General features: G+C 66.0%; 15 protein-coding genes. 5 read left to right on the forward strand and 10 right to left on the reverse strand.

All coding sequences use genetic code 11. The features are described 5' to 3' along the window. Nucleotides 1–12: 12 nt before the first annotated feature. The 5 genes from MGN01_RS05335 to ahcY form a co-directional block, all read right to left on the reverse strand. Complete coding sequence (locus MGN01_RS05335) at nucleotides 13–438, reverse strand: VOC family protein (RefSeq protein ID WP_147045546.1); 426 nt, start codon at nucleotides 436–438, stop codon at nucleotides 13–15. Between the two features lie 52 nt (nucleotides 439–490). Continuing rightward, nucleotides 491–814 carry a hypothetical protein gene (locus MGN01_RS05340; RefSeq protein ID WP_147045547.1) on the reverse strand — a complete coding sequence of 108 codons (324 nt, stop codon included), beginning with the start codon at nucleotides 812–814 and terminating at the stop codon, nucleotides 491–493. Between the two features lie 131 nt (nucleotides 815–945). Beyond that, nucleotides 946–2,529, reverse strand: coding sequence for a tRNA (adenosine(37)-N6)-threonylcarbamoyltransferase complex ATPase subunit type 1 TsaE (gene tsaE, locus MGN01_RS05345; RefSeq protein ID WP_238257613.1), 1,584 nt, complete (start codon nucleotides 2,527–2,529; stop codon nucleotides 946–948). A 147-nt stretch (nucleotides 2,530–2,676) separates the two neighbouring features. Beyond that, a complete protein-coding gene (locus MGN01_RS05350; protein WP_147045548.1) occupies nucleotides 2,677–5,190 on the reverse strand; it encodes a sensor histidine kinase in 2,514 nt (837 codons plus the stop codon). Nucleotides 5,191–5,557: 367 nt separating this feature from the next. Further along, nucleotides 5,558–6,964, reverse strand: coding sequence for an adenosylhomocysteinase (gene ahcY, locus MGN01_RS05355; RefSeq protein WP_147045549.1), 1,407 nt, complete (start codon nucleotides 6,962–6,964; stop codon nucleotides 5,558–5,560). Nucleotides 6,965–7,244: 280 nt separating this feature from the next. Here ahcY and MGN01_RS05360 point away from each other — a divergent pair, with 280 nt between their 5' ends. From MGN01_RS05360 to MGN01_RS05375, 4 genes are all read left to right on the forward strand, one after another. Beyond that, nucleotides 7,245–8,966, forward strand: a complete 1,722-nt coding sequence (locus tag MGN01_RS05360; protein WP_147045550.1) for a caspase family protein — start codon at nucleotides 7,245–7,247, stop codon at nucleotides 8,964–8,966. 222 nt (nucleotides 8,967–9,188) lie between these two features. Beyond that, complete coding sequence (locus MGN01_RS05365; protein ID WP_147045551.1) at nucleotides 9,189–9,827, forward strand: OmpA family protein; 639 nt, start codon at nucleotides 9,189–9,191, stop codon at nucleotides 9,825–9,827. A 150-nt stretch (nucleotides 9,828–9,977) separates the two neighbouring features. Further along, complete coding sequence (locus MGN01_RS05370) at nucleotides 9,978–10,862, forward strand: efflux RND transporter periplasmic adaptor subunit (protein ID WP_170245841.1); 885 nt, start codon at nucleotides 9,978–9,980, stop codon at nucleotides 10,860–10,862. Nucleotides 10,863–10,922: 60 nt separating this feature from the next. Further along, complete coding sequence (locus tag MGN01_RS05375; RefSeq protein ID WP_147045553.1) at nucleotides 10,923–14,081, forward strand: efflux RND transporter permease subunit; 3,159 nt, start codon at nucleotides 10,923–10,925, stop codon at nucleotides 14,079–14,081. 70 nt (nucleotides 14,082–14,151) lie between these two features. Here the strand turns inward: MGN01_RS05375 and MGN01_RS05380 are convergent, their stop codons facing one another. Then, on the reverse strand, nucleotides 14,152–15,054 hold the full coding sequence (locus tag MGN01_RS05380; protein WP_147045554.1) for a ketopantoate reductase family protein: 903 nt from the start codon (nucleotides 15,052–15,054) through the stop codon (nucleotides 14,152–14,154). A 149-nt stretch (nucleotides 15,055–15,203) separates the two neighbouring features. On the opposite strand from MGN01_RS05380, the gene MGN01_RS05385 reads away from it, so the two are divergent. Next, the gene (locus MGN01_RS05385) at nucleotides 15,204–15,395 is read left to right on the forward strand and encodes a hypothetical protein (protein ID WP_147045555.1); all 192 of its coding nucleotides are present in this window, start codon (nucleotides 15,204–15,206) and stop codon (nucleotides 15,393–15,395) included. Between the two features lie 81 nt (nucleotides 15,396–15,476). Here the strand turns inward: MGN01_RS05385 and MGN01_RS05390 are convergent, their stop codons facing one another. From MGN01_RS05390 to metF, 4 genes are all read right to left on the reverse strand, one after another. Beyond that, nucleotides 15,477–16,280 carry an efflux RND transporter periplasmic adaptor subunit gene (locus MGN01_RS05390; RefSeq protein ID WP_170245842.1) on the reverse strand — a complete coding sequence of 268 codons (804 nt, stop codon included), beginning with the start codon at nucleotides 16,278–16,280 and terminating at the stop codon, nucleotides 15,477–15,479. A gap of 156 nt (nucleotides 16,281–16,436) precedes the next feature. Next, nucleotides 16,437–18,248, reverse strand: a complete 1,812-nt coding sequence (locus MGN01_RS05395) for an AsmA family protein (protein ID WP_147045557.1) — start codon at nucleotides 18,246–18,248, stop codon at nucleotides 16,437–16,439. Between the two features lie 134 nt (nucleotides 18,249–18,382). Then, nucleotides 18,383–22,135: a methionine synthase gene (metH, locus tag MGN01_RS05400; protein ID WP_147045558.1), complete on the reverse strand. Its 3,753-nt coding sequence runs from the start codon at nucleotides 22,133–22,135 to the stop codon at nucleotides 18,383–18,385. 163 nt (nucleotides 22,136–22,298) lie between these two features. Continuing rightward, nucleotides 22,299–23,219, reverse strand: a complete 921-nt coding sequence (gene metF / locus MGN01_RS05405; RefSeq protein ID WP_147045559.1) for a methylenetetrahydrofolate reductase [NAD(P)H] — start codon at nucleotides 23,217–23,219, stop codon at nucleotides 22,299–22,301. Between the last annotated feature and the right edge of the window lie 42 nt (nucleotides 23,220–23,261).

Below are 23,261 nucleotides of genomic sequence, written 5' to 3' on the forward strand. Positions count from 1 at the left end.
GCGGCTGCCACCTCAGTCCGGCAGACGCATGCTGCCGTCGGGCAACAGCGCAAATCCCGGGTTCCAGGCCACTTCCCAGAGGACACCGTCGGGATCGGCGAAGTAGCCGATATAGCCGCCCCAGGAGACGTCGTGTCCCGCCTTCACCAGGGTCGCACCGGCCTCGACGGCCTTGGCCAGCACCGCGTCGGTCTCCTCGCGGCTCGCCGTGTTGTAGGCCAGCGAGAAGCCGCGAAAGCCGCTGCCCTCCGCGGGCAAGCCGGCATCGCGCGCGAGATCTTCGCGCGGGTAGAGCGAGAGGGCGAGGCCACCGAGCTGGAAGAAGGCCACGCCTTCCGCGGCTTTGACCGAGCGGGTCCAGCCGAGGGCCTCGTAGAACCGGATTGCCCGGGGCAGATCGCTCGTGCCGAGTGTGATCAGGGTCAGGCGCGGCTGCATGGTGAGATCCTTTCCCGGGATCGAGAAGCAGAGGCTTGCAGCAACAGGCGCGTCACATGCCGTGCCAGACTCGCTTGAACACGCCCTTCACGACGGATGATTGGCCGGCGCCCCGATCGACAGTCATGGTCATCTGCAGTTCGTCGCGTTCCAGCCGGAAGCTGATTGCGAAGGGACGACCGCTGACCCAGGTACGTCCGACCTCCTGCCAGCGCCCGGCCCCGCTGAAGTTGGTGCCGCCTGCACCATCCAACGTTGCCTGCCACCCGTTATTGGCGATGACAGATAGGCGACCCGCCATGCGCACGAACGCGATGCTGCACGTCGGGCATGCGCCCGCATTGGACGCAACCTGCCCCCACTCGCCGAGAAGCACGTCTCCCTCCCCGGCCTGCGCTGGGCTGGCAGCGATTGCCAGAACTGAGAGCATCACTGCGATCGCTCCCGGCGCGGCCCACACCAAACGGGCGCCGATGCTCCGTGCCGGGTGGGCGTGCCTCGCAAGCGTCATTCGCCTGTGCCGACGAGGTCCGGCAGGTGCTCGGCGTGCCATGTGCGCAGATTCTCGAGCGACGGATGGGCGAGATTGCGGGCGAGGTAGCCCTCGATTCGCGGCAGGTGGGCGAGGTAGCCCGGCTTGCCGTCCCGCTTGTTCAGCCGGGCGAAGATGCCGAGGATCTTCGTCGCGCGCTGGGCGGCGAGCACGGCGTAGGCGCGGGCGAAGGCCTGCATGTCGAAGTTCTGGTCGCGGGCCCGGCGCTCGCGGATGTAGAGGCCGAGCAGCCGCAGCTCGAACTCCGCGCTCGCATCGACGCGGGCATCCTGCAGCAGCGAGGCGAGGTCGTAGGCCGGGTGGCCGAGCACCGCGTCCTGGAAATCGATCAGGCCGACCCGTTCCAGGCCGTCGCGGTCCGCGAGCCAGATCAGGTTCGGCGAGTGGTAGTCGCGCAGCGTCCAGGTCGTCGGCTCGGCGAGGAGATCCTTCAGAGCCTCCGTCCAGAGGGCGATGAAGTCGCTGCGGGCGGCTTCGTCAAGCGACGTCCCCTTATGAGCCGTGTACCATTCGGGCATCAGCTCGGCCTCGAACAGCAGCGCGTCGAGATCGTAGGGTGGCAGGTGGTGATCGACGCCGTCGGCCACCGGCAGCACAGGCGGCAGGTCGGTGGCGTGGAGCCGGGCGAGCAGGCGCACGGCCTCCGAGTAGCGCTCCGGACGCGGCGCGCCGTTCTCGACCACCGGCTCGCTGCCGAGATCCTCGATGATCAGCAAGCCATGCGCGCGATCCTCGGCATAGATCTTCGGCGCCGAGAAGCCGAGCGCCCTGAGACCGCGATCCATCGCGACGAAGGCGTCGACGTTCTCCGCGAGCTTGACGATGGCGCTGTAGGGCTTGCCGTCGCGCACGGGCGGGCCGTCGGGGCGGGCTGGTGCGATCATGAGCACGGCGCTGGTGCCGTCCGGCTTCACCAACCGCTCATAGGCGCGGGCCGAGGCATCGCCCTGCATGAAGCGGCGCTCGGCCTCGTCCCAGCCGCTGCGGCCGAGCAGGGTGCGGATGGCGCGGGCCCGATCGAGCCGGGCGCGCATGCCGTTCAAGCCGTCGATGCGCACGAAACGCGCGCCCTCGCCGAATTCCGGCCTGAGCGACAGCTCCACCGTGAGAATCGGCGTCGCGCGCGGCTCCATGCGCTCCGGCCACTCGACCAGCGTGATGGCCGTTTCGGTGATCTCGTCGAAGCCGAGTTCGATCAGTTCGTCCGGCCCGCGCAGGCGGTACAGATCCGCATGCACGATCGGCGTGCCGGGCTGGTCCCCGCGGGGTTTGGCCTCGTAAGGTTGGATCAGCGTGAAGGTCGGGCTCGGGACTTCGAGATCGTAATCGCGGGTGAGCTCGCGGATCATGGCGCGCGCGAGCACAGTCTTGCCGCCACCGAGGCCGCCGGAAAGCGCCACGAGGTCGCCCGGCACGAGCATGCCGGCGAGGAAGGCGCCGAGATCCTCGGTGGCACCCTCCTCGGGCAGAACGATCTCCCAGGGCTTCTGCGCAGCAGCCGTATCTGCCTCGTGCCCGTCGTCCCGATCCTGGTTCACCGCATTCTCCTCCGCCCCGGCCCCCGCGTGGATCGGCCATGCGCGAAGGTCAACGTGTCCCGGGTACAACCTTAGACCAAAACAGTCCTGTTCCGAGAGCCTTCGGGCAGCTTTGGACCCACGCGTCCCGCCCGGCCGCCGTCGAAATCACTCCGCTGCGTTGCGATTTCCCTCCGGCATTTCCAGCGGGAAGACGCAGGTGACGCAGGTGCCGGCACCCAGCGTCGACTCGATGGAGACGCGGCCGCCATGCAGCTCGACGAAAGAGCGCACGATCGAGAGACCGAGACCGACGCCGCGATGCTTGGTGCCCAATGTGTGGCTCTCGAACCGGTCGAACACCCGCTCGATCACGTCCGGCGGTATCCCGCGGCCCTGGTCGAACACCTTGAGCACCAACTCGTCGGAGGTACGCCGCACCTCGACCTTCACGCGCTGGCCGGCCCGCGAAAAACCCACTGCGTTGGACAGCAGGTTGAACAGGATCTGCCGCACGCGTTTCGCATCTGCCGGGAAGCTTCCGACGTTGCCCGGCACGTCGAGGTCGAGCGCGATGTTCGACTCCTTGAGCCGGTCCTCGACACCGCGCACCGCTGCCTCGATGGTCGAGCGCACGTCGACGGTCTCCCGCTGTAGCGCCAGGGAATGGGCGTCGATCGAAGCGAGGTCGAGGATGTCGTTGATGATCGCCAGCAGCGCCGAGGAGGAACCGCGGATGTGGTCGGCATATTCGCGCTGGCGGGCATTCAGGGCGCCGACCGTCTCGTCGCCGAGCAATTCGGTGAAGCCGATGATATTCGTGAGCGGCGAGCGCAACTCGTAGGAGACGTGGTGGACGAAGGTGTCACGCAATTGCGCTGCCCGCTCCAGGGCCTCGTTCTTCTCGGTCAGCGCGCGCTCAACGTTCACGCTGGCGGTGACGTCGATGAAGGTCAGCAGCGTCGCGCCGGCGGGCAGGGGCTGGGCCGTACAGTCGAGCACCGAGCCGTCCAGGATTTCCAGACGGCAGGACAAACCGGAGCGGGTCTCGCTCAGGCCCGTGACGATGCCGCGGATGGCCATCCAAGGTTCGGGGTCGGGCGAGAGCGTGCGGCAGGCCGCGATCACCGCGTCGATGCGCGGATGCTCCTGCACGGACGACTCGTTGACTCGCCAAACCGCCCGGAAGGCCTGATTGGCGAGGCGCAAGCGGCCGTCGGCGCCGAACAGGGCCACGGGCTCCTTGAGGGTGTCGAGGGTCTCGCCCTGCTCCTTCATCGCCGCTGAGTAGCGGGATTCGAGCATCAGATTCTCTGAGACGTCCTGGAACAGGTAGGTCAGGCCGCCTTGCGGGTTCGGGTCGGCGATGACGTTCAGTGTGCGGCCGTCCGGCAGATACCAAGGTCCCTCTGTCGCCTCGACGGCGCGGTAGGCGCCGAGCACCTCGGCCTTCCAGCTTCGAAAATCAGCCTGCTCTGGCAACTTCCGCATCACGCGCAAGCGATCGAGGATCTCGCCGTCGAGCGGTCTCCCATCGAGGAACGCCGGCTCAAGGCCCCAGAGCTTTTGATAGGCGGTGTTGTGAAAGATCAGACGCTGGCCCTGGTCGAACATTGCCACCGCGGTTGGCAATCGGTCGAGGGTGCGGACATGCGCCGCCATCTGGCGCTGGTGATCGGCCTTCACGCTCTCGAGATCGGTCACGTCGACCGCGATGCCGACCCGGCCGCCCTCGGCCGTGCTCTCGCTGACGTCGAGGATGCGCCGTGCCCCTGCAACGACGGCCGAGAGACGTAGCGCCTGGGAGGCACCGCCGAGGCCGGTTTCCTCTCGGGCGACCCGCTCGCGCGCGCTACGGTCGAGGAGTTCGACACCGGCCCGGAGCACCGCCTCTCGGCTGCCGCCTTCGACCGCCGAGACGTAGGCTGTGTTCACGAAGGCGAGCGCCCCGGAATGGTCGCGGTGCCAGACCGGCTGTGGGATGGCGTCGAGGAGACCTTGCAGGGCAAGGATCTCGTCCGCGGCGGCATCGATGCTGGCCTTGGCCTCGATCAGGGCCCGGTGCTCGCCGGTGGTCTCACGCAGGCGCAGCAGCGCGCGGCCGCTCACCGCCTGACCGTGCGCCTCCACGTAGCGGCCCGACTGGGTCCGCAGGGTCCGGCGGAATCCGGTGCCGCGCCGGCACAGGGTCTCGATTTCGGCTTCGAGCACCGTCGCATCCGGCTGAAGGAGCCAGGTACTGAAAGCGAGGATGCGCCGGCTCGCAGAGTGGGCCTGCGCCACCGCACCGAGATGCGTTCCGTCCAGCGCGAAGCTGGGATCGCCCTCGATGGTCGGCTCGCCGCGTCCGGCCCAGGCGATGATGACCTGGCTGTCGGCGTTGAGCAGCAATTCGGCGCGGTCGTCGGCACCCTGCAGGGCAACGAGCGCACCCTGGAGCGCCAGTTCGCGGCGGTTCCAGCCGGAGCGCTCACGGAGGTAGAGCAGCGAGAGGATCGTCGCGAAAGCGGTGAGTCCTACGAGAACGGCGAGCACTGTGGCGCTGTGCGCTGGCATGGCGTGCATCAGCGGGCCCGACGCCATGACGGAATCCTGCGCGGCCGCCATGCAGGGCGTCCCGGCAAAGATCACGCACAGAGCGCCGGCGCGCGTCAGGCTGCGCGCCGCCCGTTCAAGCCCCATGGCCCCCACCGTCTCCAAAACCCACCGACGGACCGCCGACGGGGTGCCGCTGGGCGCTCGCACGAGCATCCCGGCTGGCAAACGCTGCCGTTTCCGCTCCCGGCAACGGCCGAACGCGAAGCACCCTCACCTGAGAATCGAGTCACCATATCTCGCCGCAGAATCGCGCCGGAAGGGGGAATTCGGCGTCGGGCTCACGCCGTCGGCTGCGGGCGCAGAAAAGCCACAGTCAGAAAAACCGGTCTTGACTTCGGCTGATGTTGGTGGATCGTTTTTGGACTGAGAACGAAACAGGAAAAGCCCGGCAAGAGGCCGGGCTTTCCAGTCGTCATCAAGTCTTCAGAAGTTTAGGGCCGAAGGCATAAGATCAGTAGCGGTAATGTTCGGGCTTGAATGGGCCGTTTTCGTTCACGCCAATATAGGCTGCCTGATCAGGGCGAAGCTTCGACAACTTCACGCCGATCTTCTCAAGATGAAGCTTGGCAACCTTCTCGTCGAGGCTCTTAGGTAGCGTGTAGACCTGCTTCTCGTACTTGCCCGGGTTGGTCCAGAGTTCAATCTGGGCCAGCGTCTGGTTGGTGAACGAGGCCGACATTACGAAGGACGGGTGACCGGTGGCGTTGCCGAGGTTCACCAAGCGGCCTTCCGAAAGCAGGATAATGCGGTGGCCGTCGGCGAAGGTGATCTCGTCGACCTGCGGCTTGATGTTCGACCACTTGAGGTTCTTCAGGCCGGCGACCTGAATCTCGTTGTCGAAGTGGCCGATATTGCAGACGATCGCGCGATCCTTCATGGCCCGCATGTGCTCGATCGTGATGATGTCCTTGTTGCCCGTGGCGGTGACGAAGATGTCCGCGCGCGGGGCCGCGTCCTCCATCGTCACGACCTCGTAGCCTTCCATGGCAGCCTGGAGCGCACAGATCGGGTCGATCTCCGAGACCAGGACGCGGCAGCCTGCGTTGCGCAGGCTGGCGGCCGAGCCCTTGCCTACGTCGCCGAAGCCCGCGACCATCGCGACCTTACCCGCCATCATGACGTCGGTGCCGCGGCGGATGCCGTCGACGAGCGACTCCTTGCAGCCGTAGAGGTTGTCGAACTTCGACTTGGTGACAGAGTCGTTCACGTTGATTGCCGGGAAGAGCAGTTTGCCCTCCTTGGCGAGGTTATAGAGGCGATGAACGCCCGTGGTGGTCTCCTCGGAGACGCCGCGGATCGAGTCGGCGAGACCGGCGAACCAGCCCTTCGGCTTCTCGGCGAGCTTCTTCTTGAGGAGGGCAAAGAACACCTCTTCCTCCTCGCTCTCGGGCTTGTCGAGGAAGGCGGTGTCGCCGTTCTCGGCGCGCAGGCCCAGATGCACGAACATCGTGGCGTCGCCGCCGTCGTCGAGAATCATGTTCGGCATGCCGCCGTCATGCCAGTCGAACAGGCGCGCGGTGTAGTTCCAGTAGTCTTCCAGGGTCTCGCCCTTCACGGCGAAGACCGGAATGCCTGCGGCGGCAATGGCGGCGGCGGCGTGATCCTGGGTCGAGTAGATGTTGCAGGAGACCCAGCGGATGTCGGCGCCGAGAGCCTTGAGCGTCTCGATCAGCACCGCGGTCTGAATCGTCATGTGCAGCGAGCCGGCGATCTTGGCGCCTTTAAGCGGCTGCGATGGGCCGTATTCCTCGCGAGTGGCCATCAGGCCCGGCATCTCGGTCTCGGCGATCGAGATTTCCTTGCGGCCGTAATCCGCGAGCGCGATGTCCTTGACGATGTAGTCGGTGGCGGCAGCCATATGTCTCAATCCTCTTGCTGTGCCGGCGTTCGGCGCCGTCTCTAGCAGGCTGCCTCGTAGGAATCAATCAAGACATAAAGATGTCTTTATATAAGGTCGAGTCTGGCTGCGGCCTTTGAGAGTGGCGAAGGCGGCAAAGAGCAGGTCGAAGACATCCGGGAGCCGTTTCGATGATCGGCGGCGGATCGAAGTCATGCTTGATTGTTGAAAAGGCGCAGCACTCTTGCGGAGTTCTTGTAGCGGCCGCTATCACCGCACCGCCGAGTCTGACGAGGACTGCATGCGCCTTCTCACAACCCTTGCGGTCTCGCTGGCGTGTCTCGCCGCGCTCGCCGTTTTCGGTCATTCGGCGCCCGTGGAGGCTGCTTCAAGCCGGGTCGCATTGCTCATCGCCAATGCAGACTATCCCGATAGCGACGCCGAACTGCCGACGCCGAAGAACGATGCGGCTGCCCTGGCAGAGGCGCTGACCCGCCGTGGCTTCGCGGTGGAGGTTGTCACGAACCTCACCAAGGACCGCTTCCAGAGCGCGATCGACGGCTTCATGCGACGGATCGAGCCGGGCTCCACGGCGCTGATCTTCTACAGCGGCTACGCGATCCAGGTCGCGCGCAAGAACTACCTGATCCCGATCGACGCGAAGATCTGGAGCGAGCCGAACGTCCTGCAGGAGTCCGTTGGCGTTGACACCCTGATGGCCGAGACCGCCAAGCGGGGCGCGAGCAACAGGTTGCTCGTGCTCGACGCCTCGCGCCGCAACCCGTTTGAGCGGCGCTATCGCAGTTTCTCGACCGGACTCGCTCCGGCCGCGGCTCAGCCGGGCTCGCTGGTGCTGTACTCAGCCGCCGCCGGAAGTGTCGTCAATGAGACGAGTGCCGGCCGCAGCCTGTTCGCGACCGAACTCGTCAAGCAGATCGCCCTGCCGGGGATCAGTGCTGAGGAGGCGTTCGGCGCCACGCGCGATGCCTTGTCTAAGGCAAGCAAGGGCCAGCAGGTGCCGGCCCTGGTCTCCACTCTCGAAGATCCGTTCTCTTTCGATCAGAACTATGTGAAGCCGGCCGCTTTGAAGCAGCCGTCGGCTGCGGTCGAGCCCGAGGCGCCCCCACTCTCGACCAAGCCTGTAACCATTGAGTCCAAAGCCGAGCCCAAGAGCGCGGAGCCGGTGGCGAAGCTCGATCTCCCGCCGGACCCCGGCGATCCTCCATTGTCCCCGCTGGCGGCAGCCCCATCCGCAGCAGTCGAGCCAAAATCCAAGCCGCTGGCCGACGCCAACCCCACGCAGCCCGTCCAGACGGCGGCCAAGGAGCCTGATGCTCCGCTCACGAGTGACGCGACAACCTTGCGCGAATTCGAGGATGCGAAGGCCATCGGCTCGCGAGAGGCATACCAGGACTTCCTCAACCGGCATCCCGACGGATCCCTAGCCACGCAGGCGCGCGCCGAAATCGCGAAGCTCGACACGACCACCTCGCCGCAGTCAGCACAACCTCCGACCTACACGCCGGCCGAGAGCGCCCGGAAAGCCGCACTCGACGAGCGGATCAAGCAGAACCCACGCGACGAGCAGGCCTACTACGAGCGCGGACAATTCTACGCGCAGCGCGGCGAAACCATGCCGGCCATCGCCGATTTCGACCAGTCGATCCGGATGAACCCGCGCAATCCGGAGGCCTACAACAACCGCTGCTGGATGCAGGCCGTCGCCGGGGCGCTCGACCGTGCGCGGGCCGATTGCGACCAGGCCCTGAAGCTTCGCCCGAACTACGTCGATGCCCTCGACAGCCGCGGCTTCGTAAACCTCAAGGCCAGTCGTTTCCGCGAGGCGGTCGCCGACTACGACGCGGCCCTGCGGCTCGATCCGGTGCACAGCTCCTCGCTCTACGGGCGGGGTATCGCCAAGCGCCGGCTGGGTCTGACCGGGCCGGCCGAGAAAGATTTTGCGGGCGCTCTGCAACTCAATGCTGGCATTGGCGACGAATTCGCCGGCTACGGATTGCGCTGAGAGACGACGACACACGAGGCAATCGAGGGAGAACAGCAGACGCAAGGCCAGTGCCCCGTCCGAAGACTGACCTGATCTGTCGTTTTGTGTCGCGGCGCACGGCTGTTCTGTGGGTTGCCTGTCATCACGTCGTTGATCGGCGCGCCGCGCCATGTGAAGACAGCCGAGGTGCAGGATGTCGCAAGCATCGACCCCTTCGCCTTATCATCATGGGAGGCTCTGATGGTGAGCTCAGCACGTACGGTCCGCTGGGTAATCGGGTCCGGTGCCCTGGCCCTTGTCGCCCTGTCCCAGGCGGCCGGCGCCCAGGAGGTGACGGAGCAGCAAATCGTGCGGGCATTGATGCCGCCACCGAAGACCCGCGGCCTTTCGCTCGGTGCGCCGACTCAGGCTGAGGTCGTCAACACGGACAAGGCCTTCGTCGATTCGCTGCGCGGACGGTCGACGCGCTCATTGAGCCTCGGCGATCGGGCGAAGCTCGACAGCGTTGCCGCCGACAAGCCGGCGATCGACCTCGTCATGGAGTTCGATTTCAACTCAGACGTCCTGCGCGGCGAAGCCCTGGCCACCGCCGACAAGCTCGGTCGGGCGCTCTCCAGCCGCGAACTGAAGGGTCAGACCTTCATGATCGCGGGCCATACCGACGCAAAGGGCGGCGAGGATCCGAACCAGAAGCTCTCCGAGCGCCGGGCGGACGCCGTGAAACGCTACTTGGTCCAGACCTACCGCATCCCAGCCGACACTCTGATCGGCGTCGGCTATGGCAAGTCGCATCTCAAGAACGCGGCTGATCCATTCGGGCGTGAAAACCGCCGCGTCCAGGCCGTCAACATGCTTCAGGTAAGGACAGCTGAGCGCTGATCCCTCGCAGCCGGCGCGCTCGGTCGCCATCGAGACAATGGACGGCCCGGCAGTGGCCGAGAGGGAGAAGCGGGGGGCATGCACGAGGGTTCGATCAGGCGCCGATCTTCTCATTTCTTAGGGGTTGCGTCGGTCCTCGCTTGCCTCGCCGTGCCAGCTGGCGCCGAGAGCACGCCCGAGGGCACGAGCGTTGTCGGCGTGCGTGCAGGCGCGGCCTGCCTGAAGGAGCAGGTCCGCATCAGCGGTTTTGCGCTGGCCCGCGAGGAAAGCGGCGCCAGCGTGCCGCTCGAAGGTTACCGCATCTCCGAAATTCTCGTCAGCGAGGGCGACACGGTAACCGTTGGGCAGGAACTCGCACGCGCGACGCGGCTCGGCGGTGATACCGGACGGCCTGGGCTGGCTCAGGCCCTGCCGCCGACCTACAGCCTGCGTGCGCCGATCGCAGGTCGGATCACGAAACTCAACCTGCGCGTCGGCATGGTCACGAGTCTAGCCTCCGCGATCCCGTCCGCCTCGGGCCAGCCACCCGAGCCACAGGTGCGGATCATGGCCGATACGGGCATCGACCTTCTCGTCGATGTCCCGAGCCTGTTCATCACCAAGATCCGTACCGGTCTGACGGCACGCATCCTGATAGAAGACGGCCGCGAGGCTGCCGGAACGGTCCGTGTCCCTGCGAGCGAGGTCGATCCCGCGACCCAGCTCGGCCGTGCCCGCCTCTCCGTAGAGCCGGCCGCCGCGCTGCGCCCCGGTCAGTTCGCGAGCGCGGTGCTCGACACGGCTCGCGATTGCGGCCTGTCGGTGCCGCGCACAGCAGTGAGCTATCGCAACGGCGAGGCCACGGTGCAGGTACTGAATGGGACGGCGGTGGAGACGCGGAGCGTGCGCACCGGGTTGTTTGATGAGAACGCCATCCGCATTAGCGACGGGCTTAGCGAGGGCGAGCCTATCGTCGCCAATTCCGGCAACGACCTTCGCCCCGGCGACAAGGTGCGCTCGGTCATCATCGACGGCGCCAGCGGAGCATCGCGATAGACATGGGCCGGTGCATGACAGCGACCGCTCCCTTCCTTCGTTCGCGCGTGTCGTGATCTGATGTCGCTCAATATCTCGGCGCTCGCGATCAAGCGGCCTCTGCCTTCGGTCGTCTTCTCGATCATCCTGCTCATCCTCGGCTGGACGAGTTTCATGCGGCTGCCGGTGACCCGGCTGCCCAGTGCCGATATCCCGCTCGTCTCCGTGGTGGTCTCGCAGTTCGGTGCGGCCCCGGCCGAGATCGAAGCGCAGGTCACCAAGACCATCGAGGACGGCGTCTCGGGCGTCGAGGGCGTGCGCCACATCGCGTCGTCGGTGACAGACGGTCTCTCAATCACCACCATCGCCTTCCGCTTGGAGACGAATACCGACCGGGCGCTGAACGACGTGAAGGACGCGGTGACGCGCATCCGCGCGAACCTCCCGCGCAGCGTCCAGGAGCCGTTGATCCAGCGCGTCGACGTGGTTGGCCTGCCGATCGTCACCTACGCGGCCTCTGCCCAGGGCAAGAGTCAGGAGCAGATCTCCTGGTTCATGGAGAACAGCGTCAAGCGGTCCTTGCAGGACGTGAAAGGCGTCGCGCAGGTCGAGGTGATCGGCGGCGTCGAGCGTGAAATCCGGGTGGCGCTCGACCCTGACCGGCTCCAGGCCTTCGGGCTGACCGCGGCCGATGTCAGCCGGCGGCTCTACGGCACCAACATCACCGTCACCGGCGGCCGGGCCGAGATCGGCGGTCGCGACCAGGCGATCCGGACACTCGCCTCCGCCAGGACGCTGAAAGAGCTCGCCGGCACCATGATCACGCTGCCGAGCGGTGGCGAGGTCCGGTTGCAGGACCTCGGCATGGTGACTGACGGCATCGCCGACCGGCGTACTTTCGCCCGGCACAACGGCGAGCCGACGGTGGCGGTGGGCATCAAGCGCGCGCAAGGCGCGAGCGACGTGGTGGTGGCCAAGGCGGTCGCGAAGCGCATTGCCGAGATCAAGGCCGAGAACCCGGACTACGACCTGAGCCTGATCGATACCTCGGTCGATTTCACCCTCGGCAACTACGAGGCGGCGATCCATACCCTATTCGAGGGTGCCATCCTCGCCGTCATTATCGTGTTCCTGTTCCTGCGGGACCTGCGCGCCACGGTGATCGTCGCCGTCTCACTGCCGCTGTCGATCTTCCCCGCCTTCTGGGCGATGGACATGCTCGGCTTTTCACTGAACCTGATCAGCTTCCTGGCGATCACGCTCTCAACCGGCATCCTCGTCGACGATTCCATTGTCGAGATCGAGAATATCGTCCGCCACATGCGGATGGGAAAGAATCCGATTCAGGCGGCGATGGACGCCGCCGACGAGATCGGCCTCGCCGTCGTTGCGATCTCGCTGACCATCATCGCCATTTTCGCGCCTGCGAGCTTCATGTCCGGCATCGCCGGCCAGTTCTTCAAACAGTTCGGCATCACCGTCGCGGTGCAGGTGTTTTTCTCCCTCATCGCCGCGCGTTTCGTCACACCGATGCTCGCCGCCTACCTGATGAAGCCGCATCAGGCCGAGGAGAAGCCGCCGGGACCGCTGCTTCGGGCCTATACAAAGTTGGTGACGCTCTCGGTCGAGTGGTCTTTCGTCACCGTGCTGATCGGGCTCGCCTTCTTCGCCGCCTCGATCGCCAGCGTCGGGCTGCTTTCGAAAGGGTTCCTGCCGGCGCAGGATACCGCGCGCTCGGTGATGGCGCTGGAACTGCCGCCCGGCGCGCAGCTCTCCGATACCGAGAAGGTGACCGAGCAGGTGGTCGCCGTGATCCGCGGGCTGCCCGAGGTGCGCAGCGTCTTCGTCGATGTCGGCCGCGTGCCCAAGGAGCCGGTGGAATTCCGCCGCGCTTCGCTGATCATCAACTATACCCCGAAGGCCGAGCGCTCGATCACGCAGGTCGAGCTGCAGCGCGAGATCGGAAAGCGCCTGAGGCAGGTGCCGGACATCCGCTTCTATTTCGTCGACGAGAATGGCCTGCGCGCCATCTCCCTCGTCGTGCGCGGCCCCGATCCGCGCATCGTTGCCAACGTCGCCAACGAGCTCGCCGGCCAGATGCGCCGCCTGCCGACCGTGGCAAACGTCATATCGGGTACGACCCTCGACCGGCCGGAGCTACAGATCCGTCCGCGTCTCGACCTTGCCGCCCGCCTCGGCGTCTCGCCGACGATCCTCGCCGAGACGATCCGCGTTGCCACCATCGGCGATGTCGGCCCAGCTCTGGCCAAGTTCGATGCGGGCGACCGACTGGTGCCGATCCGGGTGCAGCTCGACGACAAGGCACGGGCCAACCGGCATATCCTGGAGCAGCTTCGCGTGCCGAAGGGAGGTGGCGGCTCGATCCCACTCTCGGCTATCGCCGATCTCGACTTCCAGCAGGGTCCCTCGAATATCAGCCGTTATGACCGCCAGCGGCAGGCGACGGTCGCCTGCGACCTCGTCGGCATGGCCGCGCTGGGCGACGTGCTGAAATCGATCGACTCGTTGCCTGTGATGAAGTCGCTGCCCAAGGGCGTCACGATAAGCCAGTCGGGCGATGCCGAGAGCCTCAACGAGCTCTCTGAGGGCTTCACTCAGGCGATCAGCGCCGGCCTGATGATGGTCTACGCGGTGCTCGTGCTGCTATTCGGTTCATTCCTGCTGCCGCTGACCATCCTGTTCTCGCTGCCGCTCTCACTCGGCGGCGCGGTTATCGCGCTGATGATTACCGGCAAGCAGCTGACCACTCCGGTCTCCATCGGCATCCTCATGCTGATGGGCATCGTCACCAAGAACGCGATCATGCTGGTCGATTTCGCGGTAGAATCGATCCGTCACGGCATGCCACGGGACGCCGCGATCATCGATGCCGGCCAAAAGCGAGCGCGGCCCATCGTGATGACCACCATCGCCATGGTTGCTGGCATGCTGCCCTCGGCTCTGGCTTTCGGTATCGGTGGCGAGTTCCGGTCGCCCATGGCGATCGCGGTGATTGGCGGCCTGATCCTCTCGACACTGCTGTCGCTGGTCTTCGTGCCGGCAGTTTTCGTGGTGATGATGAAGCTATCGAACGGATCGGGTGCCACCTTCCGGCGGGTCGCCTCCCTGTTCGACCGCAGAAAAAAGCCGGCGGAGGTCGCTGGCTCCGCGACCGACCCCGCCAAGCTGCCACTTGGCGCGGTGCCTCAGGGTGGCGGTTCGGCCGGCCCTTCACGCTGATCGCCGGGCGCCGACGCGCTCTTTGAGGTACGCTGCCACCTCCGGCTGATCGCATCCTGAGCTTCGACCTTCAGACGGTAGGTTGCACCTTGGATTCCATCGCCTTCACCAGTGTATGGAGCACGCGGTTAACGGGCGTCGGCACGTTCAGCGCTTCACCTCGTCGGACGATGAAACCGTTGAGATGATCGATCTCGCTTGCACGGCCACGCGAGAGGTCCTGCGCGGTCGACGAGAATTGCTCGGGCATCGCCTCGGCCAGCGCGAGGACGCTTTGGAGGCAGTCAGCCGGGATCGTGATGCCCGAGGCCGTCGCGACGGCAGTGCATTCCTTGACGAGATCGGTCATGACGGCCTCGACGCCCGCCACGTTCATCAGGCGGCCATAGGGCAGTTGCGTGACTGCCGAGAGCGCGTTGTAGGCGCAGTTCAGGATCAGCTTGCCCCAGAGCGCATCGATGGCGTTCGCAGAGATCGTCGTCGGAATGCCTGCGGCGGTAAAGGCGGCGGCGATCGTTTCGCTCGCAGGCCTCCGGCCGATGATGAGGTCGCCTCGGCCGTTGTGCTTCACGTGGCCTGGCCCGGCCATCTCGGTGGCGACATAGACGGCCACCGGAACGACCTCTCTCCCCACCACGGCCGTCATCCGCTCCGCATTGTCGACGCCGTTCTGCATGCTCAGCAGGGTGGCATCGGGCGACAGATGCGCGAGGAGGGCGCGGCCGACATCCTCGGTATCGTCTGACTTCACGCAGACCAGCACCAGCTCTGCGCCGGCAGCGCCGCTCATGTTCATGGCGGCCGCCATCGGCACCGTTTCGCGGCCGGCGTCGGTCTCGAGTAGAAGGCCACGCTCGCGGACGGCATCGACGTGCTGCTGCCGGCCGATCAGCGTGACGGAATGCCCGGCCCGCGCCAGCAGACCGCCGTAATAGCAACCGACCGCACCGGCCCCCATGACGGCGACCTTCATGGTGCTTGTTTCCCCATCATCACCTGCCTCCGCCGCGAGGAGACGACCCGTGCGCCATGCAGGGCTAGCCCGAGACGGATTTGCAATCGAGAGCACATGGTCATAACCCGAGCGTGGCCGTTACCCAGCCGATGACCGAAGGATATTGGATGACGTCAGATACGCAGCTCGATCGCACTTCCGCGCCTCTCGCTTCTGTCTCTGAGCAGACCTGCCCCGACACCACCGATCCTTTCGACGCGCCGCTCATCGAGAATGGGCGGGCAGCTTCCAACTCCGAAGACGTTTCGGAAACGCCTCCGACGAATACGTTCGAGGGCTTCGGCTCCTTCTCGGGCTGATGCATGACCGGCTTGTTGCGGTGCCGGGGATCACCGCAGCAGGCCATCCTCCGCGAGGCCACCGCGGCGCAATTCCGGCCGCTAGCGGCCGCCGCCGACGCTGCCCTTGTCGCCGACCATGACGGGATTGACCCGGTCGCCCTCGCGCACGAAGGCGCCGGCACGGGTTAGGACGAGGTTGGTCTCGCCGAGACCAGAGCGGATCTCGGCATCCTCCCCATCGGTCAGCCCGACGACGACCTGCCGCGCCTCGATGCGGTCTCCCTCGACAACGTGGACGATGGTGCCGTCGGGCTCATAGGTGACCGAGGAGAACGGCACCGAGAGCCCACAGCTCTCGCCGACATCGACGATGCCGCGCGCGAAGGTGCCGATGCGCAGATCCTGGTCCGTGCCGAAGCCGATCCGCACCCGACCGAGCTGTGTGGCGGGGTCGGCTGCCTGATCGATCCGGCGCGTCTTGCCCGTGACCGACGAGAGGCCGAGCGGTGTTACCGACGCAGCCTGTCCCGCCTTGAGCCGGGAAAGATCGTCGATCGCAACGTGGGCTTCGAGCTCGATCTCGCCCTTGGCAGCGATGCGGAAGAGCGGGCCGAGTCTCGATGAGACCGGGAGACCCGCCTCCGCGGCGCTGCGCACGATCAAGCCGGCGACGGGCGCGCGCACCGCAAGGCCGGGCGCGTTGCCCGGATCGCTCGGCTGCACGACACGCGCCAGGACTTGGCCGGAGGCGACCTCGTCGAGCGGCTGGGCCAGGACCTGGGTGATGCGCGCGCCTTCCAGCTCGGCGCCGACATCGACGATCTCACGCGCGACGAGGAAGCCGGTGACCTCGACTCGGTCGCGGAAGCAGCGCTTCATGACCGGCCGGACACTCACCGACATGTCGACCGGTCGCGCTGCAGGCTCGTCCGCGGCGAGGCTCGGGCCGCAAGGCAGAACAGCTGCGAGCACGACGGCCGTAAAGCCGCCTGCGCACCGGTACCGCCCTATCGTCTCGTCCGGTCGGATCATTGGGCCACCCTCATGGCTTGGCCGGCATCATCGTGCGGAGTCGGGGTCGTCGTCGAGGGAGCGCGACCGCGGACGCAGGGGCGATCCACGGTCCGATTTGCCGAGGAGGCCATCGAGCAGGCCGCCGAGGGCGTCGCCGATGTCCTTGGTGCGCTCTTCGCCGATGATGCTCGACCCGAGATCCTGCAGCGATTGCATGGCGCCTTCCGGGTTCTCGGCAATGCCGGAAAAATCGGCGGAGACGGCAGGGTTGGCCCAGGGGCCGACGATGTGGACCGGCACATCGAGCGGATTGCGGCCGCCCTGGCGCCGAGCGCCCGAGCCGACCACATGCGGTTTCAACCGCACGTCGAGGGTGCGCGCGATCAAGTCGATGCTACCGATACCCGTTGCCTCGATCAGCGAGGTTTTCACCGCGAGATCGTTGGACACGGCCTGCCCGCCTGAGAGGCTGAAATTGCCGGCGAGCTTGTCGAGTCGGGTCACGAGCGCGCCGTTGCGTCCGTTCCTTGAGGGCAGCCCGCCAATCGCCCCGGCGAGATCGAGCCCGTCGATCCTGCCGTCCGTTACCGACACGTTGGCCGAACCGGTAAGCGAGCGTCGAACGGCATCGAGCTCTGCGCCCTTGGCTTGCAGATCGGCCCGCAAGGTGCCGCGCCCGTCGATCCCGCGCACTCCAAAGGCATCGGATAGAAGCGGCAAAACCTGCATCTTGCTGAGCGAGACCGCGAGCTGGTGCTGACCGCCGTTCTCGGCCTCGGGCGAGAGCACGTAGCGTCCGCGCGCGCTTCCGCCGTAGCCGGAGGCTGCGGTGAAGGCTGCGTCGAGCCCGTTGTTCTTCACGCTGCCCGTCAGCACGACCGTGTCGAACCGCGCCGGCCCGAGGCTGAGGTGTGCAATGGCGACCCGACCCGTCGCGTCGAAGCCCGAGAACCACCGCACATCCGGAATCGTGTCCGGGCCCACCGGCACAACGAGCCCGGCCTGCTGCCCGGATTCCAGTTTTGCGGCACTCGCCGCGTCGATCAGCATGAGCTTGTCGAGTTGCGCATCCAGGCTGATCCTGGGCTTGGCCTGGTCCCAATCGACGGCGATGCTGCCCTTGAACGGGGAGGCGTCGATCATTCCCACCCGGGTGTCGAGCGAGAACCCGGCCGGTCTCACGCTCGCCGTGCCGCTCGCCGCTACGCGCAGGGACTTCCCGTCGCGCGGGTTGAGCGTGACAGTGAAGTCGCCGTTGTTCTGGCCAGAGACCGGCCAGTTCAAGCTCGCGACGGCGCTCGCGCGCGGCAGTTCGAGCGTGGCGCGGATTTCGCTCAAAGGCTTGGCCGAGGCGAGATCGAAGGTGATCTCCATGCTCTCGGCGGAGGCGAAAGCGGCGCGTCCCGATTCCGTGAGGCCCGCATCGGCACCACGTGCCGTGATCTCGACGCTCGCGGCCTTGCCTGTGCTCCGCGACCGCGCCGCTTCCCCGGGCGCTCCGGACTTGCCGGTCAGCGGCGCGCGCAGGCTGATGCCCTGTGCGACGGCGTGGCCGCTGCTGCCCGAGCCGAGGATCAGCGACATGGAATTGCCGATCCGCAGTTCGTGAATCCGCGCGCCTGCGATGTCTGATCCTTCCCGATCGTCACCGAAGGCGAGGTTACGCAGGACGATCTGCAGGGTTGGAGAAAAACTCAGTCCAACGCCTTCGACCCGCCAATCTTGGCCGGTCTCTTCGCGCAGCCGACCGGCGACGTGCCGCCGCGCGGTCTCGGCGACCGAGGGCCAGACCACGACCGCCGCCATAACGGCAACGATCAGGGCCAGTCCGGCGACGGCGAAGCCACGAAGTCTCATCCAATGCTCGCTGATGTCAGTGGCACGGGCATGCCCTGATCTCCCATCGGCATGGGCTATTTGTCGAGACCTTGCTGTTCAGCCGAATCCAGCGAAGTGGCGGCAGCCGGCGTGATCGCCGGCTGCCTTCCAGCCTATTCCGCGGCCGCCGCCAGATAGTTCGCTGGATCGTAGTTCAGGATTGGACCGAGCCAGCGCTCGACCTCGCGGATGTCCATCGCCTTGCGCTGTGCGTAGTCCTCGACTTGGTCGCGCTCCACCTTGGCGACGCCGAAATAATGCGATTGGGGGTGCCCGATGTAGAGGCCCGAGACCGAGGAGCCCGGCCACATCGCGTAGGATTCGGTGAGCTTCACGCCGATGCGGCGCTCGGCCTTGAGCAGATCGAACAGCGTGACCTTCTCGGTGTGGTCGGGCTGGGCCGGATAGCCCGGAGCCGGACGGATGCCGTCGTATTTCTCGTGAACGAGGTCGTCCGAGGTAAAGCTCTCGGTCGGCGCGTAGCCCCAGAACTCCTTGCGCACGCGCTCGTGCATCCGCTCGGCGAAAGCCTCGGCGATGCGGTCGGCCAGCGCCTTCACGAGGATCGAGCGGTAGTCGTCATTCGCCCGCTCGAACTTCTCGGCGATGCGCACCTCTTCCAGGCCCGCCGTCACGACGAAGCCGCCGATGTAATCGGCAACGCCGCTCTCTTTCGGAGCGACAAAGTCCGAGAGGCAGGTGTTCGGACGGCCGTCGCGCTTCGAGAGCTGCTGACGCAAGCCGTGGAAGGTGGCGAGCACGTCGCTGCGGCTCTCGCCGGTATAGAGCTGGATGTCGTCGCCGACCGTGTTGGCTGGCCAGAAGCCGATCACCGCCTTCGGGTTGAACCAACGCTCCTCGACGATCTGCTTCAGCATCTTCTGCGCGTCGTCGAACAGCGCCTTGGCGGCCGGTCCCTGGACCGCATCGTCGAAGATTGCCGGGTAGCGGCCCTTGAACTCGTAGGTCTGCAGGAACGGCGTCCAATCGATATAGGGCACAAGGTCGGCCACCTCGTAGGAGCCGAACACTCGGGCATCGGTGAAGCTCGGCTTCTTTACCGAGTAGCCCGACCAGTCGATTTTGAAGGCATTGGCGCGGGCTTTCGCCAGCGGCAGGCGCTGCTTGTCGGCCTCCGAACGTGCATGGGCGTCGGCGACCTTCTTGTACTCGGCGCGGACGCTCTCGATCACACCGCCGCGGCTCTCCTTCGAGATCAGGCTCGACACCACGCCGACCGCGCGGCTGGCATCGGTGACGTAGACCGCCTGCCCGCGCTCGTAAGCCGGGTGAATCTTCACAGCCGTGTGGACGCGACTCGTCGTGGCGCCGCCGATCAACAGCGGCACGTCGAAGCCCTCGCGCTCCATCTCGCCGGCGACATGCACCATCTCGTCGAGGGAGGGCGTGATCAGGCCGGACAGGCCGATAATGTCGACCTCTTCCTTCTTGGCCGTCTCCAGGATCTTGGCAGCCGGCACCATCACGCCGAGATCGATGATCTCGTAGTTGTTGCAGGCGAGAACGACGCCGACGATGTTCTTGCCAATGTCGTGGACGTCGCCCTTCACGGTGGCCATCAGCACCTTGCCGGCGGCTTTGCGCTTGCCGTCGCCGCCATTGGCCTTCTTCTCCTCCTCCATGAAGGGTTCGAGATAGGCGACAGCCTGCTTCATCACGCGGGCCGACTTCACGACCTGCGGCAGGAACATTTTTCCTGAGCCGAACAGATCGCCGACGACGTTCATGCCAGCCATGAGCGGGCCTTCGATGACGTGGAGCGGACGCTCGACGCCCTGCCGGGCCTCCTCGGTGTCGGCGATGATGTACTCGGTGATGCCGTTGACCAGCGCGTGCTCGATGCGCTTGGCGACCGGCGCCTCGCGCCAGGACAGGTCGGCGGTCTTGGCTTTCGCCTCGCCGCCAGTCTTGAAGCGCTCGGCGGCCTCCAGCAGGCGCTCGGTCGAATCCTCGCGGCGATTCAGGACGACATCTTCGCAGAGCTCGCGGAGCTCAGCCGGGATCTCGTCATAGACCGCGAGCTGGCCGGCATTGACGATGCCCATGTCCATGCCGGCCTTGATGGCGTGGTACAGGAACACCGCGTGCATCGCCTCGCGCACTGGCTCGTTGCCGCGGAAGGCGAAGGACAGGTTCGAGACGCCGCCCGAGATATGGGCGTGCGGCAACGTCTCCCGGATCGTACGCGTCGCCTCGATGAAGGCCACGCCGTAGGGGTTGTGCTCTTCGATGCCGGTGGCGACCGCGAAGATGTTCGGGTCGAAGATGATGTCTTCCGGAGGGAAGCCGACCTGCTCGGTCAGCACCTTGTAGGCCTTGGTGCAGATCTCGACCTTGCGCTCGTAAGAGTCGGCCTGGCCCTGCTCGTCGAAGGCCATGACCACGACTGCGGCGCCGTAGGAGCGGCAGACCTTGGCGTCGTGGATGAACTTCTCGATGCCCTCCTTCATGGAGATCGAGTTCACGATCGGCTTGCCCTGCAGGCACTTGAGGCCGGCCTCGATCACCTCGAACTTCGAGGAATCGACCATGACCGGCACGCGCGAGATGTCGGGCTCGGCGGCGACGAGGTTCAGGAACTCAACCATCGCCTTCTGCGAGTCGAGCAGGCCCTCGTCCATGTTCACGTCGATGACCTGAGCACCGGCCGCGACCTGATCGCGGGCGACGTCGAGGGCGGCGGCGTAGTCGCCGTTGGTGATCAGCTTGCGGAACTTGGCCGAGCCGGTGACGTTCGTGCGCTCACCCACGTTCACGAAGGGGATGTCCTTCGTCAGCGTGAAGGGCTCGAGGCCCGAGAGCCGCATCAGGGGCTCGCGTTCGGGGATCCGGCGGGGCTTCTTGTCGGCGACGGCCTCGGCGATCGCGCGGATGTGGTCCGGCGTGGTGCCGCAGCAGCCACCGACCATGTTGACGAGGCCCGAGGCGGCGAACTCACCGACGAGCTTGCCCATCGCCTCCGGGCTCTCGTCGTAGAGGCCGAATTCGTTGGGCAGACCGGCATTCGGATAAGCGCAGACCAGGGTATCGCAGATGCGCGAAAGCTCGGCGATGTGACCGCGCATTTCCTTGGCGCCGAGCGCGCAGTTGAGGCCGAAGGTGAGTGGGCTCGAATGGCGCAGCGAGTGCCAGAAGGCCTCCGGCGTCTGTCCCGAGAGCGTGCGGCCGGAGAGGTCGGTGATGGTGCCCGAGATCTGGATCGGCAGCTTGATGCCGGTCTCCTCGAAGACCTGCCACGCGGCGGCGATTGCCGCTTTGGCATTGAGCGTATCGAAGATCGTCTCGATCAGGATCAGCTCGGCGCCGCCGTCGATCAGGCCGCGCACCTGCTCGACATAGGCTTGCTTGACCTGGTCGAAGGTCACGGCGCGGAAGCCGGGGTTGTTCACGTCCGGCGAGATCGAGAGCGTACGGTTGGTTGGGCCGATGGCACCGGCCACGAAGCGGCGGCGGCCATCCTGCTCCTCTGCGAGCTTGGCGGCCTCGCGGGCGAGCCGTGCGCCCTCCTTGTTCAGCTCGTGGATGATCGACTCCATGCCGTAATCGGCCTGGGCGATCGTGGTGCCGGAGAAGGTATTGGTTTCGCAGACGTCGGCGCCCGCTAGGAAGTAGTCGAGGTGGATCTGCCGGATTGCGTCGGGCTGCGTCAGGATCAGGAGGTCGTTGTTGCCCTTCTGATCGTGGGCGTGATCCATGAACCGCGAGCCGCGAAAATCCGCTTCGCCGAAGCCGAGCCGCTGGATCACGGTACCCATGGCGCCGTCGAGCACGAGGATTTTTTCGGCCGCGCGCTCGCGCAGGGCCTTCTCGATCTCGGTGCCGTCGACGGGCGGGAAGTCGGTCATTGCATATCCTTCGGGACGCGAAGTCCCATCAACTCACATTGCCCTGAGGTGCCGGCGCGAAGCGGCGGCCTCGAAGGGTTGTTCAGATTCCACCGCGATCCCTGGAAGACCCTTTGGGGCCGCTGACGCGGGTGCCTCACGGTGAGGGGACTGAAAACAGCGTCTACGCCGCCTTCCGATCTGCCGCTTTCGGCGCCTGACCGCGCAGGCCGAGGATGTGGCAGATCGCATAGACCAGATCGGAGCGGTTCATCGAGTAAAAGTGGAAATCGTTGATCCCCGCATCGACGAGGTCGACGACCTGCTCGGCCGCTACCGCTGCCGCCACCAGCCGGCGCGTCTCGACATCGTCGTCGAGGCCCTCGAAGCGGGCGGCGAGCCAATAGGGCACCGAGGCACCGGTGCGCCGCGCGAAGTTTGCGGCCTGCTTGAAATTCTGCACCGGCAGGATGCCTGGAATGATCGGGATGGTGATCCCGGCCGCGCGCACCTTGTCGAGGTAGCGGAAATAGACCTCGTTATCGAAGAAGAACTGCGTGATCGCCTGATCGGCACCGGCATCGACCTTCGCCTTCAGCGCGTCGATGTCGGCTTCGAGAGAGGCGGCCTCGGGGTGAACCTCGGGATAGGCCGAGACGGAAACCTTGAAGTCGCCGACTTTCTTGATGCCGGCCACGAGGTCGCAGGCCTGGGCGTAGCCGCCCGGATGCGGGCGATAGGTGGTGCCGACACCGTCCTGCGGGTCGCCCCGCAGGGCCACGATGTGGCGTACGCCCGCGTCCCAGTAGGACCGCACGACATTGTCGATCTCCTCCTTCGTCGCATCGACGCAGGTGAGGTGCGCGGCCGGCTTCAGGTTGGTTTCCTTGACCATGCGCGCGACGGTGTTGTGCGTGCGCTCGCGGGTCGAGCCGCCGGCGCCGTAGGTCACCGAGACGAATTTCGGCTGCAGCGGCGCGAGCCGCTCGATCGACGACCACAGGATCTTCTCCATCTCGTCGCTCTTCGGCGGGAAGAACTCGATCGAGACGCGGATCGGACGGAAGCCGTCCCGGCTGGCGCGGTGGCTGTTGGCGGTGGGCATGGGATCGTCCTCTATGTCTTATCGGTTCAGACGAGGCTTTCG

This window comes from Methylobacterium gnaphalii (assembly GCF_007992215.1).
In the GTDB taxonomy this organism is placed as follows: domain Bacteria; phylum Pseudomonadota; class Alphaproteobacteria; order Rhizobiales; family Beijerinckiaceae; genus Methylobacterium; species Methylobacterium gnaphalii.